Here is a 16,671-nt window from a genome sequence, read left to right on the forward strand (position 1 = left end):
AAGGAACGAAGGTGCGAGGAAACGGCTGCTGTTCAGCGGATCAGGATTCGGCGGCGAACTTGTCGTAGCTGGCGGCGTCGAGCAGGGCGTCGAGCTGCGCGGGCTCGCTCAGCTTGACCTTGAAGAACCAGCCGGCGGCCAGCGGGTCGCTGTTGGCCAGCGACGGGTCGGCGCGCAGCGCTTCGTTGACTTCGGTGATCTCGCCCGACACGGGCATGAACACATCGGCGGCGGCCTTCACCGACTCGACCACACCGGCGACCTCGCCTTGCGCGAAGGTCTTGCCCACTTCAGGCAGGTCGACGAACACCACGTCGCCCAGCGCGTCCTGCGCATGCACGGTGATGCCGACGGTGGCGGCGCCGCCTTCGGCCGCCACCCATTCGTGGTCCTTGGTGTATTTGATGCTCATGAAAAAACTCCTCGTGGAAAAAATGGAATCGGGGTGCAGAGCCTAGCCGGGTCTGCGGGGTTCAGTGTCGGTCAGCCGCGGTAGTAGCGGGTCGGCACGAAAGGCATGGTCGAGACTTCCATCGGCACCGGCTTGCCGCGCACGATGGCCTGCACGCGCGTGCCGGGCTCGGCGAAGGCGGCGGCTACGTAGCCCATGGCCACGCAGCGGTCGGCCGTGGGGCCGAGCAGGCCGCTGGTGACGGCGCCGATGTCGTGGCCTTCGAGCGACTGCAGCAGCGTGCCGTCGCGCACCGGAATGCGTTCCAGTGCCACGAGGCCGACGCGCTTGCGCGTGAGCGTCTTGTGGTCGGTGTGGCCGGCCGCGCCCGAGGCGACGGCGGCCAGCTGGGCCAGCACCTTGGCCGCGCCCGGAAAGCCGCCTTCGCGCGCACCGCCGGCGCGGCGCACCTTCTGGATCGCCCAGTTGAGCGAGGCTTCGACCGGCGTGGTGGTGGTGTCGATGTCGTTGCCGTACAGGCACAGGCCGGCTTCGAGCCGCAGCGAGTTGCGCGCGCCCAGGCCGACGGGCTTCACTTCGGGCTGCGCGAGCAGCAGGCGGGCGAGGGCGTCGGCGTCCTTGCCAGCCACCGAGATTTCGAATCCGTCTTCGCCGGTGTAGCCGCTGCGGGTGACGAAGGCCGCGATGCCGCCGATCTGCACCGCGCCGCCGGTCATGAACACGAAGCGCTCGATGCCGGGCGACAGGCGCGCCAGCGTGGCTGCGGCCTGCGGGCCCTGCAGTGCGAGCAGGGCGTGGTCGGGCAGGGGCTGCACCGCGCAGCGCGCGCCGATCCTGGCCTGGATGTGGGCGATGTCGGCCACCTTGCAGGCGCCGTTCACGATCACGAAGAGCGAACCGTTGCCTTCGTTGAAGAACATCAGGTCGTCGAGGATGCCGCCCTCGTCGTTCAGCAGCAGACCGTAGCGCTGCTTGCCGGCGGGCAGGTCGATCACGTCGACGGGCATCAGGGTTTCGAAGGCGGCGGCGGCATCGGGGCCGACCAGGCGCAGCTGGCCCATGTGCGAGATGTCGAACAGGCCGGCCGCGTCGCGCGTGTGCTTGTGCTCGGCCATGAGGCCGGCGGGGTACTGCACGGGCATTGAATAGCCGGCGAAGGGCACCATGCGGGCGCCAAGCTCCACGTGCAGGTCGTACAGCGGGGTCTTGAGAAGTTGGGCGTCAGAAGCGGAGGAAGCGGCCACGGGGCACTCCAAAGGGGCAGTCGAAATCCATGGCTGCAACGCCACGGGCCACCCCTGCTGTCCGCTTTACCTGAGAGATTCGCCCCACGATCGGGGTTTGCTCCTTCGGTGGGCCGTGTGCAATGCCACGGCCTCTCTCCAGCAAGGAAACGCCGGTGGTTGCCGGCGTCTTGTCAGTCCTTTTGCCTGAGCGTTCGGGGAACCCCTGCGCCTTCGGCGGCCCCGTCGCGCGGGGCTCTCTCCTGACCCGGCGAGTGTAGTGGATCGCGGGGCCGGGGCTGGCGGCTCAGTGCACGGTTTCGGCCGGCGGCAGCAGCTTGTCGATGCGCTCGCGCAGCGAGTCGGCGCGCTCGGGGCCGGCGGCCTTCTCGATCTCGGAGAGCATCAGCGCGGCGATGGTCAGCATGGCTTCGCGGTCGCGGGCCTCGCGCAGGGCGTCGCGCATCTGGTTGGCGAAGCGCGGGTCGCGGCGCACGAACATGCGCTCGCAGATGTCGAACAGGAACATGCGCGTGGTGGCCAGCGAGCGCTTGCCGTCGAAGCTGTCGGCCGAGGTGGCGACCTGGATCGGCTCGGCGGCGGGGACGGGCGTGGGGGCCGCTGCGGGAGGCGGCGCGACCGGGCGCGCGACCTGCAGGTAGCCGCGCTGCATCAGCCCCTGGATCGCCTGCTCGGCCTCGACGCGGCTGGGGAACAGCGGGCTGAAGTCGGTCAGCGAGCGCCGGCCGTCGGCCATGAGCAGCAGGGCGCGCTCACGCTGGCTGAGCGTGCGCTGCCCGGCCTGGAGTTCGTCGCGTGCCTTCTCGGTCTTGGTGGGGAACATGGCGGCCACAGCTTTCGGAGGTCGAAGGCAGCAGCATCGTTGCAAGTGGTGACATCTTCGTGAACCATTTGCCTTACAGGGACAAGGGGGGCGCGTCAGTTGCCCGCGCTCTCCTTGCGGATCAGCCAGCGCGTGCCCACGCGCTGCAGCTCGAGGGTCTTGCGGTCGGTCTCGGTGAGCGCGTCGGCGCGGTAGACCTGCCGGAACTGCGCGCTGGCCGAGGTGCCCTGGACGCTGATCACCAGCCCCTCGATGCCCACGCTGATGCGCGACTTGCCCGTGATGCGGGCGCGCCGGTCGGCCTCCCAGCGCTCGCGGGTCTGGCCGCGCGCGGGGGTGAAGTCGGCCGCGTAGGCCGCGAGGTAGCGCTCGACGTCGCGCGCGGACCAGGCGGCAGCCCAGGCGCGCACGGCGCTTTCCACTTCGGCGAGGTGGGTGACGGGATTGGTGGGATTGGCGGGGGCGGCTGCTGGTGCAACGGCTGCAACGGGCGCGGCGGCCGGCGTGGCCGCGATACCGGCGGTGGCCAGCAAGCCGGCAGCGACAAGGCTGCTGCCCTGGGCGACGATTCGGTGCATGGCGTCCTTCTCTTTCCTTCTTCTTGTCTGTCAGGCTCGACGTCGAAGCTTGCGTCGATTCTGGCAGTGAAAGAGAGCGCGTGCGGCGTGGAATCGCCCACGGATTTCGGTGGTCCGTGGTTCAGGGCGCGTGCACAGGCCACCGGGTGCTTCCCTCCGCGAATGTCCCCCGCCTTCGGCTCCTCCTTGATTTCGCTGCGGGAAGCACCCAGTGCCCTGTGCACGGTGGGCGCTGCCGTTGCGCGGGAACGGAACTCAACTCAGGCCGCCGCAGCCTCGCCCGCCATCACCTGCACTGTGCGATTGCGCAGCCGCAAGGCGAGCACGGTCGCGACGCACAGCACGCACAACACCACCGTCAGCGTCACGCCGAGCCCGCGTGCATCCGACAGCAGGCCGAACAGCGGCGACACCAGCCCGCCGACCGAGAGTGCGAGCCCGAGCGTGATGCCGCTGGCGGTGGCCGGGTTGCGCGGCAGGTAGTCCTGCGCGAGCGTCACCTGCGCGGCGAAGGGCAGGAACATGCTCATGCCGAGCCACGCGGTGCAGGCCAGCGCCGCGCCGGGCGTCGACGCGAGCACGAGGCCCGCCATGGCCGGCAGCGCGAGCAGGTAGCCGCAGCGGATCGTGCCCATGCGCCCGATGCGGTCGCCGAGCCAGCCGCCGGCCAGCGTGCCCACGGCCCCCGCGGCGGTGAAGGCGGTGAGCGCCGCGGCGCCCTGGAAGGTGCTGCCGTGCAGGTCGCGCGTGATGCGCAGCGAGAGCATCGACAGCACCGTGACGTAGGGGATCGACCAGCCCACGATGGTCGCCACCAGCAGGCTGAAGGCGCGCCAGTCGTTGTGCGGCTTCAGCACCTGGGCGCGGGCCTGCGCGGCCCGTGCCGCGGTGGCCGCGTGGTGGGCGGCCGCGCTGCGCCGTGCATTCGCCGCGACCCACACCACGCCCATCGCCACTGCGGGAATGCCCAGCAGGTAGCTGCGCGACAGGCTGCCGCCGCCGACGACCGTGGCCGCCAGCACCGGCGCGAACGAGGCGCCGATGGTGCCGCCCACCGAGAACACGCTCATCGCCTTCTGCGAGGCGCCGCCGGCCGCGCGCGCGGCCACGGTGGCGGGCGGGTGGTAGGCCGCGATGCCCAGCCCGCACAGCGCGACCGCGATCCAGGTCAGCAGGTAGCTCTGGCTCAGGCCCGCCAGCACCACGCCCAGCGCCGCCACCAGGAAGCCCACGGGCACCAGCCAGGCGCGCGGGTGGCGGTCGGCGTACAGGCCGAACAGCGGCTGCACCACGCTCGACAGCCCGGTGGCCGCCAGCATCAGGCCGCTCACGGCCGTGTAGCTGTAGCCGCGCTCCAGCACCATGAAGGGCAGCAGCGCGGGCACGAGGCCCTGGTAGAGGTCGTTGACGGCATGGGTGCCGGTGAGCAGCCCGAGTCGGCGCGTGTTCATGCGATGGCTTCTTTCCTGGATGTCCGGTTGGAGAAAAAGGGGGAGAAAAGCCATCGTAGGAAGCCAGGGGAAGATGTTCTCGCTATGAATGTGCAAACATCGTCGTGAAATGGACAAACTGAATCTGCGCCCCGACGAGGGCGAATCGACCCCGCGCGCCGTGGCCGTGCTGGCCACCGATCCGGCGGGCGACGCCTTCATTCCGCCGCATGCGCACCGGCGCGGGCAGCTCATCCACGCGATCTCGGGCGTGATGATGGTCGGCGCCGCTGCCGGCAGCTGGGTGGTGCCGCCGGGGCGCGGCGTCTGGGTGCCGCCGGGCATGACGCACCAGATCCGCATGGCGGGCGAGGTGAAGATGCGCACGGTCTTCGTCGAGCCCGGCACGCGCGCCGACCTGGGCGCCGAGTGCCGCGTGATCCATGTGGGCGCGCTGTTGCGCGAGCTGATCGTGGCGGCCGTGTCGCTGCCGCTGGACTACCCGCCGGGCGGGCGCGACGAGCGCGTGATGGAGCTGATCCTCGACGAGATCGAGGCCGCGCCCGCGCTGTCGCTGCATGTGCCGATGCCGCGCCACGCGCGCCTGGCCGCGCTGTGCGAGGCGCTGATCCGCGACCCCGCGCAGCCCGCCACGCTCGACGGCTGGGCCGCGCGGCTGCACATGAATGCGCGCACGCTGGCGCGGCTGTTCGAACGCGAGACCGGCATGACCTTCGGCGCGTGGTGCCGCCAGGCGCGGTTGCTGCTGAGCCTGCCGCGGCTGGCCGCGGGCGCATCGATCCTGGAGGTGGCGCTGGCGCACGGCTACGAGAGCCCGAGCGCCTTCACCGCGATGTTTCGCCGCACGCTCGGCGTGCCGCCGAGCCAGTACCTGCACCCGCCGGCCTGAAGCTGGGGGTGCGGGCCGGAGCGGCCCGCGCCGCTACTTGAACCCGAGCGCGCGTGGCAGCCAGGTGCTCAGCATCGGCACGAAGGTCAGCAGGACCAGCACCGCGCCGTGCGCCCACAGGAAGGGCACCAGTTCCTTCACCAGCGCCGACATCGGCACCTTCGACACGTTGCAGGTGACGAACAGCAGCCCGCCCACCGGCGGCGTGATCATGCCCAGCGTGAGGTTGAAGATCACGATCATCGCGAAGTGCACCGGGTCGACGCCCAGCTTGATCGCCACCGGCGCGAGGATCGGCGCCAGCACCATCACGCCCGGCAGCGGCTCGATGAAGATGCCGAACAGCAGCAGGAACACGTTGACGATGATCAGGAACATCCACGGCGAGAGGTTCATGCTGATGAGCCATTCGGCCATCTGCTGCGGAATGCCCTCGATGGTCAGCACCCACGCGAACGAGGCCGACAGCCCGATGATGATCAGCACCGACGCCGACAGCAGGGCCGAGCGCGACAGGATGTCGGGCAGCATCTTCCACTCGAGCGTGCGGTAGATGAACTTGCCGCACACCAGCGCGTAGAACACCGCCACCACCGACGCCTCGGTGGGCGTGAACCAGCCGGCGCGCATGCCGCCCAGGATCACCACCGGCAGCAGGATCGCGGGAATCGCCTTCCACGTCGTGATGAGAATCTCGCGCAGCGGCGGCGTCTGGCCGTCGCCCTTGTAGTTGCGCTTCTTCGAGACGTAGAAGTTCACGACGCACATCGCCACCGCGATCAGGATGCCCGGCACGATGCCGGCCACGAACAGCTGGCCGACCGACACGGTCTCGTCCTGCAGCGCGTAGATGATCATGATGATCGAGGGCGGAATGATCGGTCCCACGATGGCCGTGGAGGCCGTCAGCGCCGCCGCGTACGAGCGGTCGTAGCCGGCCTTGTCCATCATCTTGATGAGCATCGAGCCGGGGCCGGCCGCGTCGGCCAGCGCCGAGCCCGAGATGCCCGAGAAGAAGGTCAGCGACACCACATTGGTGTAGCCCAGCCCGCCGCGCCGGTGGCCGACGAACTGGCCCGCGAAGCGCAGCAGCACCTCGGTGAGCGAGCCGCCGCTCATGAGCTCGGCGGCCAGGATGAAGAAGGGCACGGCCATCAGCGGAAAGCTGTCGATGCCGGTGAAGGTTTCCTTCAGCAGCACCATCAGCGGGTAGCTTTCCGCGAGGATCAGGGTGGCGGCCGTGGCCAGGCCGAGCGCGAAGGCCACGGGCACGCCGATGGCCAGGAACACGCAGGCGGAGACGATCAGGACAATGCTGGCATCCATGGTCTTCTCCTTACAGCGAGGCCGACGCGTTGGCGTCGAAATGCGCGTCCGACGCGAACTCGCGGTTCAGCACGTAGCCGCGCACCACCAGCAGCCAGTGCACGATCAGCAGCACGCCGCCGATCAGCATCGCGCTGTAGATGTAGGCAAACGGAATCTGCGTCACGGCCGTGAGCTGGAACATCGTGCGTTCCATGTAGAGCCAGCCGTACCAGACCATGAAGCCGAAGAAGGCGAACAGCAGCCCGGCCACCACGAGGCGCACCGCCACGGCCGCCGGCCGGGGCAGGGCGTCCTGCAGGTTCTCGACGGCGATGTGGCCGCCGTAGCGCAGCACGGGCCCGGCGCCCAGGAAGGTGAGCCAGATCATCATGTGGCGCGACACTTCTTCGGCCCATTCGATCGACTGGTTCGTGGTGTAGCGCAGCACGACGTTGGTGAAGATGATGACGGACATGGCCGCCAGCAGGAGGATCAGCGCCCACCGGTTGGCGGCGAGAAAGTAGCGCTCGAAGGCTTGCACGTTGTGGTTCTCTGTGGTGTCGGAAATGCGAAGCGCCCGGCCCACTGAGGCGGGCCGGGCGCGGTCGGATCGGAGCGGTCTTACTTGACGTCCGTGATCTTCTTGATGTTGTCGGCGCCGAATTCCTTGGCGTAGCCCACGTAGGCCGGCTTCAGGGCGTCGCGGAAGGCCGCGCCGTCGACGGTGCGCGTGACCTTCATGCCGTCTTTCTCAAGCTGGGCGATGCCGTTGTTCTCGTCGTCGTTGACCTTCTTGCGCTGCGCGATCGAGGCCTTCTTCGCCGCTTCGGTGAACACCTTCTTGTCGGCATCCGAGAGCTTGTTCCACACCTTGGGCGACAGCAGCAGCAGCGCCGGCGAGTAGACGTGGCCCGTGAGCGACAGGTGCTTTTGCACCTGCGAGAACTTCGAGGACAGGATCACGGGAATCGGGTTTTCCTGGCCGTCGACCGTGCCTTGCTGCAGCGCGCCGAAGAGTTCCGGGAAGGCCATCGGCGTGGGCAGGATGCCGAAGGTGCGGTAGCCGTCCATGTGCACCTTGTTTTCCATGGTGCGCATCTTCAGGCCGGCCGCGTCGGTGGGCTTGACGATGTCGCGCTTGCTGTTCGTCATGTGACGGAAGCCGTTTTCGGTCCAGGCCAGCGCGATGATGCCCTTGCTCGGGAACTTGGTCAGGATGTCCTGGCCGATGGGGCCGTCCATGACCTTGCGGGCGTGGTCGTAGTCGCGGAACAGGAAGGGGATGTCGACGATCTTGACCTCGGGCACGAAGTTGCCCACGGGGCCGGTCGAGGTGTTCAGCAGGTCTTGCGTGCCGAGCTGGATCGCTTCGATCTGCTCGCGCTCGCCGCCCAGCGCCGAGTTGGCGAAGTGCTGGCACTTGAAGCGGTTCTGGGTGTTCTTCTCGACCTCTTCGCAGAACACGGTGGAGCCCACGCCGTAATGCGATTCCTTGGACGTCGCATAGCCGATCTTGAGAACGGTGGGTTGCTGCGCGAGGGCGGCGGTGCCCAGGGCGAGCGAAAGGCAGGCGGCGGCGATGTGGCCGAATTTCATGGTGTCTCCGGGGAGTTTTGGGGTCGGATGCGCGTCAGGCGCAAGTCAGGAAATGACTATGCACCAATAACCAGTTTGACCGCGTCGGGACTTTCACGGACGTAGGCGCGGATCACCGCGTCGAAGCTCTCGTCGGCCGTGAGACCGAGGGCCCGCGCGCGCGGCGTGTCGAAGCGCCCGGGCCAGGTTTTCACGATGCGGCGGATGGCGGCGTCGGGCGTGCGGTCGAGCAGGTCGGTGGCGGCGCGGCCGGCCACGCGTTCGAGCGCGGCGGCCATTTCGCCGACGGTGGTGGCCAGCGAGGGCAGGTTGAGCGCGGTGCGCGGGCCCCAGTCGGCGTCGCTCGCTTCGGCGGCGCGCACGATGCCTTCGATGGTCCGGGCCGGCGAGGCGATGGCCACGGGCGTCTCGTCGGGCACCGGGCAGGCCGCGCGCAGGCCGGCGAGCGGCTCGCGGATCATGCCGCTGAAGAAACCCGAGGCCGCGCCGTTCGGTTGGCCGGGGCGCACGCTCACCGTCATGAGGCGCACGCTGCGCCCCTGCACGAAGCCCTTGCGCGTGTAGTCGGCCACCAGCTGCTCGCCGATGAATTTCTGGATGCCGTAGCTGGTCTGCGGCGTGGGCAGCGTGTGGTCGTCGATGAGCGCGGGCAACGGCTGTTCGGGCGAATCGCCGAACACGGCGAGCGAGCTGGAGAACACCAGCACCGGGCGCGTGCCGAGCGCGCGCAGCTTCTCGAGCAGGCCGTGCGTGGCGGCGAAGTTGCTGCGCATGCCCAGGTCGAAGTCGGCCTCGCATTCACCGCTGACGGCGGCGGCCAGGTGGAACACCGCGTCGGCCTCGCGCCAGAAGGTGGCGTTGTCGTCGGCCAGCTGGGCGTTGAGGTCGCCGGTGGCGGCTGCGATGCGCGCGTTGGCCGCGAGGTCGGGCGGCGGTGGTGCGCGGTCGACCAGCGTGATGCGGGCGATGTCGCGGGCGGGCGCGCCGGCGAGCGAGAGCTGGCCCAGGGCCACGAGGGTGCGCGCCAGGCGCGCGCCGAGAAAGCCGGCGCCGCCGGTGATGACGATGTGCATGGGGTCCTGTCTCCTTGTGTCCTTGTGTCGCGAGGATAGCGTCGGTGGTATCGCACAATTTGCGCATGCCCATGCTGCCCCCTGATCTCCTCGCCACCCTGCGTTTGCCTGTGCTCCAGGACGCCGACCTCGACACCCAGGCCTCCTTCTTCAAGCGGCCGGAGGTCCGTGGGCTCTACTTCGAGGTGGTGGAGGGCTCGGCGAAGGACGAGGTGCTGCGGGCCGCCGTCGCGCAGCTCGGCGAGCTGCATCCGCACCGGGCCGCGTTGCTGGCGGTGTTCTGCGGCGCGCTGGTCGAGAACGGCGCCGATCCGCAGCTCATGTTCGACGCCGTGCGGCAGCTGGCGGGGCGCCTGCTGGCGTCGCTGGCGCCTTACTGCGCGGTGCAGCCGTACGAACCCGATGAGGACGACGAAGAATCGCAGGACGAGGCAGAACTTGCCGCCTGGCAGGCCGCCGAAGCGGCGCTCGCGGCGCTGTCGCCGCCGGCGCGTTTCGAGGTCGATGCGCTGCAGCGCGCGGTCGACCTGCTGGTGCTGCCGCTCATGACCATGGTGGTGCGCGATGTGCGCAACCACCAGTCGCTGGTGGCGGACGCAGGCCTGCTCGCGCATGTCGAGGCGATGTACGCCAACGACTCGCTGCCCTTCGAGGCCTTGCACTTCCTGCGCGCCGCGGCCCAGCTGTCGTACGAGGACGAACTGGTGGTCCTGCTGCCGGCGTCGCGCGCGGGCATGGTCGTTCGCGCCCAGGGCATCAACAACAACTTCCACGCCTTCTCGCTGCTGCAGGACCTGATGGAAACGCATGCCCAGACGCTGGGCATCCGGCGGCCGCCGCGCACGCGCCGCGACGAGGACAGCGATGCCGCTGCCTTCCTCTGGCTGCAGGCGACGGCCTTCGCCCAGGGCGAGCTGGTGGACCGCATGGCGTGGTCCTGGGGCGAAGGCACGCTGCGCGAGAACGCGCGCCGGCAGGGGCGGCTGGTGCTCGTCGCGCTGGAGACGGACGACAAGCCCGCGCGCGGCTGGAACGGATTCACCCACGTGCTGCATGCCGAGCAGAACCCGCAGGTGTCGCTGGTGCACTTCCTCACGCCCGACGAGGTCGCCGCGTACCTCGCCTGAAGCGCCATGAAAAAAGCCCTCCGAAGAGGGCTTTTGAGGTGTCTTGAGGACGGGGCGTCTTACATGCCCACGTAGTTCGGGCCGCCGCCGCCTTCAGGTGTGACCCAGACGATGTTCTGCGTTGGGTCCTTGATGTCGCAGGTCTTGCAGTGCACGCAGTTCTGCGCGTTGATCTGCAGGCGCTCCTTGCCGGCGCTGGCTTCGTCGGGCACGAACTCGTACACGCCGGCCGGGCAGTAGCGGCTTTCGGGGCCGGCGAACTTGGCGAGGTTGACGTTGACCGGCACCGACGCGTCTTTCAGCGTCAGGTGGGCGGGCTGCTGCTCTTCATGGTTCGTGTTGCTGATGAACACGCTGGAGAGGCGGTCGAAGGTGAGCTTGCCGTCCGGCTTCGGGTAGACGATGGGCTTGCACTCGGCGGCCGGCTTCAGGTACTGGTGGTCGGGCTTGTTGCGGCGCAGGGTCCATGGGATGTGGCCCTTGAGCAGCCACTGCTCGACGCCGTTCATGACCGTGGCGATGCCCAGGCCCTTCTTGAACCAGGCCTTGAAGTTGCGCGCCTTGTTCAGCTCGGTGTAGAGCCAGCTCTTCTCGAACGCGGCCGGGTAGGCCGTGAGTTCGTCGTGCTGGCGGCCGGCCATGACGGCGTCGAAGGCGGCTTCGGCGCACAGCATGCCGGTCTTGATGGCGGCGTGGCTGCCCTTGATGCGGCTCACGTTCAGATAGCCGGCCTCGCAGCCGACCAGCGCGCCGCCCGGGAACACCGTCTTGGGCAGCGACATCAGGCCGCCGGCCGTGATGGCGCGCGCGCCGTAGCCGATGCGCTTGGCGGGCTTGATGCCCTTGGCTTCGTCGCCCTCGAGGTACCAGCGGATGTTGGGGTGCAGCTTCCAGCGCTGCATTTCCTCGAACGGGCTCAGGTACGGGTTGCTGTAGTCCAGGCCCGTGATGAAGCCCATCGTGACCTTGTTGTCCTCCATGTGATAGAGGAACGCGCCGCCGTAGGTGTTGTTGTCCATCGGCCAGCCGGCCGTGTGCAGCACGAAGCCGGGCTGGTGGCGCTTGGGATCGATTTCCCAGACTTCCTTGACGCCCAGGCCGTAGGTCTGCGGGTCGCGGCCTTCGTCGAGCTTGAACCTGGCGATGAGCTGGCGGCCCAGGTGGCCGCGCGCGCCTTCGGCGAACACCGTGTACTTGCCCAGCAGTTCCATGCCGAGCTGGAAGTTCTCGGTGGGTTCGCCGTCCTTGCCGACGCCCATGTTGCCGGTGGCCACGCCGCGCACCGAGCCGTTCTCGTTGTAGAGCACTTCGGCGGCCGGGAAGCCCGGGAAGATTTCCACGCCCAGGTTCTCGGCCTGCTGCGCCAGCCACTTGGTGAAGGCGCCCAGGCTGATGATGTAGTTGCCGTGGTTCTGGAAGCAGGCCGGCAGGAAGGCGTTGGGCGTGCGCAGGCCCGACTTTTCGCCCAGGAACACCATGGCGTCGTCGGTCACGGGCTGGTTCAGCGGGGCGCCGAGTTCCTGCCAGTCGGGCAGCAGTTCGTTGAGCGCACGCGGGTCCATGATGGCGCCCGACAGGATGTGCGCGCCGGGCTCGGAACCCTTCTCGAGCACCACGACGGAGATTTCCTTCTCCTGCTGGGCGGCGAGCTGCTTGAGGCGGATCGCGGTCGAGAGGCCGGCGGGGCCGCCGCCGACCACGACCACGTCGTATTCCATGGCTTCGCGAGGGCCGAACTGGGCGAGGATTTCGTCGTGCGTCATGTGGGTTGGGTCGATAATGATTTTTAGAGGCGCGGGGGCGTCCCGGTTCGCCGGGCATTTTATGCGGCGTCCGGCGGGGGCCTTGTCGCCCGCGGGCGAGGCGCCTTGCCCGTACTGCGCGTCACCTGCGCGACTCCACAGGATTCAGCTCATGGCTTACAGCATCGATCTCTCCGGCCGCGTGGCTTTCGTCACCGGCGCCTCCAGCGGACTGGGCGCCCAGTTCGCGAAAACACTGGCCCGTGCCGGCGCCGCCGTGGTGCTGGCCAGCCGCCGCGTCGAGAAGCTCAAGGAACTGCGCGCACGCATCGAAGGCGAGGGCCATGACGCCCACGTGGTCGAGCTCGACGTGACCGACATCGGCAGCATCAAGGCCGCCGTGGCGCGCGCCGAGACCGAAGTGGGGCCCATCGACATCCTGGTCAACAACTCGGGCGTGAGCGCCACGCAGCGCCTGCAGGACGTCACGCCCGACGACTACGACTACATCTTCGACACCAACGTGAAGGGCTCCTTCTTCGTCGCGCAGGAGGTCGGCAAGCGCATGCTGGCGCGCGCCCAGGGCACGGCGCCGGGCACCTACATCGGCGGGCGCATCATCAACATCGCCTCGGCGGCGGCGCTGAAGGTCATGCCGCAGATCGGCACCTACTGCATGAGCAAGATCGCCGTGGTGCAGATGACCAAGGCCATGGCGCTGGAGTGGGGCCGTTTCGGCATCAACGTGAACGCGCTGTGCCCGGGCTACATCACGACCGAGCTCAATGAGGAACACTGGAGCACCGAGGGCGGCGCCAAGCTGGTCAACATGCTGCCGCGCAAGCGCGTGGGCAAGCCCGAAGACCTCGACGGCCTGATCGTGCTGCTGGCCAGTGGCGAGAGCCATTTCGTGAACGGCGCCGTCATCGCGGCTGACGACGGGTTCGCACTCTGAGCCCCCGGGCCTGGATCGGCATTGCCGCCGGCCTGGGTGCGGGCGCGCTCTGGGGCCTGGTGTTCGTGGCGCCGCGCATGGTCGGCCACTTCGGCATGGTCGACATCACGGCGGCGCGCTTCGCGGTGTTCGGTGCGGTGTCTGCGCTGGCGGTGTTCGCGCGGCCCGCGGCCGTGCGCTGGCCCACGGGCCGGCAGGCACTGGCGGCGCTCGGCCTGAGCGTGCTGGGCTTCAGCGGCTATTACCTGTTGCTGGCCTTCGGCATCGCGGCGGCGGGCACCGAGGTGCCCAGCCTCATCATCGGCACCATTCCCGTCTGGATGATGCTGCTGGGCCGGCCCGCAGGCCTGCACATGCGGGCCTTGTTGCCCGGCCTGCTGCTCACGGGCGCGGGCATCGCGTTGATGATCTGGGGTGCGTGGTCGGCGCAGCATGGCGCGGGCGGTGGCGGCGGCGGTGCGCGCTTCGGCTGGGGCATTGCGCTGGCGCTGTGTTCGATGGTGAGCTGGACGGTCTACGGCCTGCTCAACGCCGCCTGGCTGCAACGGCACCGCGAGGTGCATGCGGCCGACTGGGCCAACTGGCTCGGCATTGCCACCGGCCTGGGTGCGTTGCTGCTGTGGGCGGTGGCGGGCAGCGATGTCGCCACGCTGCAGTCGCAGCCCGACGGCATGCTGTTCATCTGGATCGCGCTGGCGAGCGGCTTCGGCTCGTCGTGGCTCGCGACCATTCTCTGGAACGTCGCGAGCCAGCGCCTTTCGGCCAGCCTGTGCGGCCAGCTCATCGTGAGCGAGACGCTGTTCGCCTTGCTCTATTCCTTCCTCTGGGACGGCCGCTGGCCGCAGGCCACCGAATGGGTGGCGGCGGCGCTGTTCGTCCTGGGCATCCTCGCATCCATCAAGGCCCACCGATGAGAATCGAAATCCCCGAAAAGAAGAAGCTCGTGTACGAGATGTCGATCCCCATCCGCTGGGGCGACATGGACGCCATGGGCCACCTGAACAACGGCACCTACTTTCGCTACCTGGAAACGGCGCGCATCGACTGGATCCGCTCGCTCGGCATCGAGCCCACGCCGGGCGGCGAGGGCATGGTCATCGTCAACGCCTTCTGCAATTTCTATCGGCAGATCGAGTACCCGGGCAACGTGCGGATCCAGATGTACGTGAGCGACCCGGGGCGCACGACCTTCGAAAGCTGGGCCACCATGGTCCGCGAGGACGCACCCGACGTGCTCTGCGCGGCCGGCGGTGCGACCACCATCTGGGTCGACTTTCCGAAGCAGAAGGCGCTGGCGCTGCCCGACTGGCTGCGCGAGATCGTCAGCGACTGAAGACGGCGGCGAGAGGAAAAGCTCAGGCCGGCCGCAGCACGATGCGCGCCTCGAAGCCGCGCGCCATGCCGGGCGGCGGTGAGGCCAGTTCCAGCGTCGCGTTGTGCTTCTCGACGATGGTGCTCACGATCGACATGCCCAGGCCGTAGCCCGCGCGGTCCGAGCCGTGGCGCACATGGCGGTGGTGCAGCGACTGCAGCTGTTCGGGGCTGACACCGGGACCGGCATCGCGCACCGCGAGCACGCAGGGCGCCGCCACCTCGATCGTCACGCGGCCGTCGCCGCTGTAGCGCAGCGCGTTCTCCACCAGGTTGCGCAGCGCGATCGCCAGCGCGTCGACGTCACCGAAGGCCACGGGCGCTGCGCTGTCGGGCACCTTGAGCTTCAGGCGTTCGTTGATGTGCGGGTCTTGCCAGAACTCCTGCGCCACCGTGCCCGCCAGCTGCACCAGGTCGACCCGCGCCCGCGTGAGCGAGGCGCCCGATTCGGCGCGCGACAGCTGCAGCAGCTTTTCGGCGCGGTGGCTCAGCATCTGCAGCGCCTGCAGCGCGCCTTCGACGTCGGCGCGCTTCAGGTCGTGGTCGAGCGCGGTCTGCAGCCGCAAGCGCGCGGCGGCCAGCGGCGTGCGCAGCTCGTGCGCAGCATTGGCGGCCAGCGCGCGCTCCACGTCGAGCGACTGCGACAGCCGTTGCAGCAGCCGGTTGACATGGTCGCCCACCGCGCGCAGCTCCTGCGGCAGGCCGGGCAGGGTGATCGGGCGCAGGTCGGCGCCGTTGCGCTTCTCGATCTCGCCGGCCAGCTGCTGCAGCACGCGCAGCTCGGTGCGCGCGACCCGGCGCAGCACCAGCGCCAGCAGCGGCAGCACCGCGCCGAGCGGAATGATCAGGCCGAACAGCGTGCGGTTCAGCGCGCGGCGGCGTTCGTCCAGCGGGTCGGCCACCTGGAAGTACAGGCCCAGCGTGGGGTGGCGCACGGTGTAGATGCGCCAGGTCTGGTTGTTGGCGAAGCCGGCGGCCAGCGGCACGTCGAAGGCGTCGTCGGGGGCTTCGGCCGAGCGCAGCAGCACATGCTCGTGCACGTCGACCACCTGGTACATCACGGCGTCTTCGGAAAACAGCTGCTTGGGCGCGATCAGCGGCGTGTCCTGCTTGCCGTTCTCGTGGTGCAGGCGCAGCTTCTCGAGCTCCTGCACCGCCATGTCGAACATGCGGTGCGACACCTCCACCAGCTCGTTGTCGAAGTTGTGGTTGATCTCGCGGTCCACGTACCAGACCACGGCGAGCACGCACAGCAGCCACACGCCGCCGACCCACAGGATCAGCGTGCGCGTGAGGCGCCCGGCCAGCGAATCGCGGCGGTCGCGCAGCAGGGCGCTGGTCATTCCTCGTCGTCCGCCGAGAACGACAGCCGGTAGCCCAGCCCGCGCAGCGTCTGGATGTGGCTGCGCCCGAGCTTGCGCCGCAGCCGGCTGATGAACACCTCGAGCGTGTTGCTGTCGGCCTCGTCGCCGAAACCGTAGAGCGCGTCGGCCAGGTTGTCGCGCGTGTGGATGCGCTCGGGTCGCGTGGCCATCACGCGCAGCAGGGCCCATTCCTTCTGCGTGAGCACGACGGGCACGCCGTCCTTGCGCACGCGGTCGTGGGCCAGGTCGATCTCCAGCGTGCCCAGCTGCAGCACCGGCGAGGTGTTGGCGCTGCGCCGGCGTTCCACGGCGCGCAGCCGCGCCAGCAGTTCGGCCGGGTCGTAGGGCTTGATGAGGTAGTCGTCGGCGCCGGCATCGAGGCCGCGGATGCGGTCGGTGACCTGGTCGCGGGCCGTGAGCACGATGACGATGGGCGGCTCGCGCAGCGCGCGCACCTGCGGCAGCAAAGAGAGGCCGTCGCCGTCGCCCAGGTGCAGGTCGAGCAGCACCGCCGCGTACTGAACGGAAAGGAGAGCGCCGCGCGCCTCGGCCAGGCTGGGGGCCACGTCGACGACGAACGCCTTGGCGACCAGGTAACTGCAGACCGCGTCTGCCAACGAACTGTCATCTTCGACCAGCAAGATTCGCACGCGGTGGCCCTTACACAAAAACTTGAAGTCTATAGCGCCGCCCCCTGGCCGGAAAACCGAGTCAGGAATCGTTCAGGTCCCTTCAGAC

17 protein-coding genes and 2 riboswitches are annotated in these 16,671 nt (G+C 68.9%); of the genes, 5 read left to right on the forward strand and 12 right to left on the reverse strand.

What is annotated here, in order from left to right:
- Window positions 1-40: 40 nt before the first annotated feature.
- The 5 genes from gcvH to AC3WQM_RS09570 form a co-directional block, all read right to left on the reverse strand.
- Window positions 41-412, reverse strand: a complete 372-nt coding sequence (gene gcvH / locus AC3WQM_RS09550) for a glycine cleavage system protein GcvH (RefSeq protein WP_062474411.1) — start codon at window positions 410-412, stop codon at window positions 41-43.
- 71 nt (window positions 413-483) lie between these two features.
- Entirely contained in the window at window positions 484-1,656 is a 1,173-nt protein-coding gene (gcvT, locus tag AC3WQM_RS09555; RefSeq protein ID WP_492678245.1) for a glycine cleavage system aminomethyltransferase GcvT, read from the reverse strand.
- Window positions 1,657-1,703: 47 nt separating this feature from the next.
- A riboswitch (glycine riboswitch) is annotated at window positions 1,704-1,808 on the reverse strand.
- Between the two features lie 12 nt (window positions 1,809-1,820).
- A riboswitch (glycine riboswitch) is annotated at window positions 1,821-1,911 on the reverse strand.
- 31 nt (window positions 1,912-1,942) lie between these two features.
- Entirely contained in the window at window positions 1,943-2,479 is a 537-nt protein-coding gene (locus tag AC3WQM_RS09560; protein ID WP_492678247.1) for a hypothetical protein, read from the reverse strand.
- 95 nt (window positions 2,480-2,574) lie between these two features.
- Window positions 2,575-3,057, reverse strand: a complete 483-nt coding sequence (locus tag AC3WQM_RS09565; protein ID WP_492678249.1) for a L,D-transpeptidase Cds6 family protein — start codon at window positions 3,055-3,057, stop codon at window positions 2,575-2,577.
- Between the two features lie 260 nt (window positions 3,058-3,317).
- A complete protein-coding gene (locus tag AC3WQM_RS09570) occupies window positions 3,318-4,508 on the reverse strand; it encodes an MFS transporter (protein WP_492678251.1) in 1,191 nt (396 codons plus the stop codon).
- Window positions 4,509-4,617: 109 nt separating this feature from the next.
- On the opposite strand from AC3WQM_RS09570, the gene AC3WQM_RS09575 reads away from it, so the two are divergent.
- Window positions 4,618-5,397, forward strand: a complete 780-nt coding sequence (locus AC3WQM_RS09575; protein ID WP_062474418.1) for an AraC family transcriptional regulator — start codon at window positions 4,618-4,620, stop codon at window positions 5,395-5,397.
- Between the two features lie 33 nt (window positions 5,398-5,430).
- Here AC3WQM_RS09575 and AC3WQM_RS09580 read toward each other — a convergent pair whose 3' ends face one another.
- The 4 genes from AC3WQM_RS09580 to denD all read right to left on the reverse strand — a co-directional run bounded on the left by AC3WQM_RS09580 (window position 5,431) and on the right by denD (window position 9,374).
- Entirely contained in the window at window positions 5,431-6,723 is a 1,293-nt protein-coding gene (locus AC3WQM_RS09580) for a TRAP transporter large permease (protein WP_354346482.1), read from the reverse strand.
- Between the two features lie 10 nt (window positions 6,724-6,733).
- Window positions 6,734-7,246: a TRAP transporter small permease gene (locus AC3WQM_RS09585; RefSeq protein ID WP_095947438.1), complete on the reverse strand. Its 513-nt coding sequence runs from the start codon at window positions 7,244-7,246 to the stop codon at window positions 6,734-6,736.
- A gap of 80 nt (window positions 7,247-7,326) precedes the next feature.
- Window positions 7,327-8,301: a TRAP transporter substrate-binding protein gene (locus tag AC3WQM_RS09590; protein ID WP_492678253.1), complete on the reverse strand. Its 975-nt coding sequence runs from the start codon at window positions 8,299-8,301 to the stop codon at window positions 7,327-7,329.
- 56 nt (window positions 8,302-8,357) lie between these two features.
- Window positions 8,358-9,374, reverse strand: a complete 1,017-nt coding sequence (gene denD, locus AC3WQM_RS09595; protein WP_492678255.1) for a D-erythronate dehydrogenase — start codon at window positions 9,372-9,374, stop codon at window positions 8,358-8,360.
- 65 nt (window positions 9,375-9,439) lie between these two features.
- Here denD and AC3WQM_RS09600 point away from each other — a divergent pair, with 65 nt between their 5' ends.
- Complete coding sequence (locus AC3WQM_RS09600; protein WP_492678257.1) at window positions 9,440-10,501, forward strand: hypothetical protein; 1,062 nt, start codon at window positions 9,440-9,442, stop codon at window positions 10,499-10,501.
- A gap of 59 nt (window positions 10,502-10,560) precedes the next feature.
- On the opposite strand, the gene AC3WQM_RS09605 is transcribed toward AC3WQM_RS09600, so the two are convergent.
- Entirely contained in the window at window positions 10,561-12,264 is a 1,704-nt protein-coding gene (locus tag AC3WQM_RS09605; protein WP_492678259.1) for an electron transfer flavoprotein-ubiquinone oxidoreductase, read from the reverse strand.
- Between the two features lie 151 nt (window positions 12,265-12,415).
- On the opposite strand from AC3WQM_RS09605, the gene AC3WQM_RS09610 reads away from it, so the two are divergent.
- The 3 genes from AC3WQM_RS09610 (at window position 12,416) to AC3WQM_RS09620 (ending at window position 14,531) form a co-directional block, all read left to right on the forward strand.
- A complete protein-coding gene (locus tag AC3WQM_RS09610) occupies window positions 12,416-13,198 on the forward strand; it encodes an SDR family oxidoreductase (protein WP_492678261.1) in 783 nt (260 codons plus the stop codon).
- Between the two features lie 77 nt (window positions 13,199-13,275).
- Entirely contained in the window at window positions 13,276-14,112 is an 837-nt protein-coding gene (locus AC3WQM_RS09615; RefSeq protein ID WP_492678263.1) for a DMT family transporter, read from the forward strand.
- Entirely contained in the window at window positions 14,109-14,531 is a 423-nt protein-coding gene (locus AC3WQM_RS09620) for an acyl-CoA thioesterase (RefSeq protein WP_492678265.1), read from the forward strand. Before AC3WQM_RS09615 ends, AC3WQM_RS09620 begins: the two co-directional genes overlap by 4 nt.
- Before the next feature lie 22 nt (window positions 14,532-14,553).
- On the opposite strand, the gene AC3WQM_RS09625 is transcribed toward AC3WQM_RS09620, so the two are convergent.
- Together AC3WQM_RS09625 and AC3WQM_RS09630 are read right to left on the reverse strand one after the other, a co-directional pair.
- Window positions 14,554-15,912, reverse strand: a complete 1,359-nt coding sequence (locus tag AC3WQM_RS09625) for a sensor histidine kinase (RefSeq protein WP_492678267.1) — start codon at window positions 15,910-15,912, stop codon at window positions 14,554-14,556.
- Complete coding sequence (locus AC3WQM_RS09630) at window positions 15,909-16,583, reverse strand: response regulator (RefSeq protein ID WP_062474437.1); 675 nt, start codon at window positions 16,581-16,583, stop codon at window positions 15,909-15,911. The genes AC3WQM_RS09625 and AC3WQM_RS09630 overlap by 4 nt, the downstream gene beginning before the upstream one ends.
- Between the last annotated feature and the right edge of the window lie 88 nt (window positions 16,584-16,671).

Source organism: Variovorax sp. FW301-JW7, assembly GCF_058788795.1.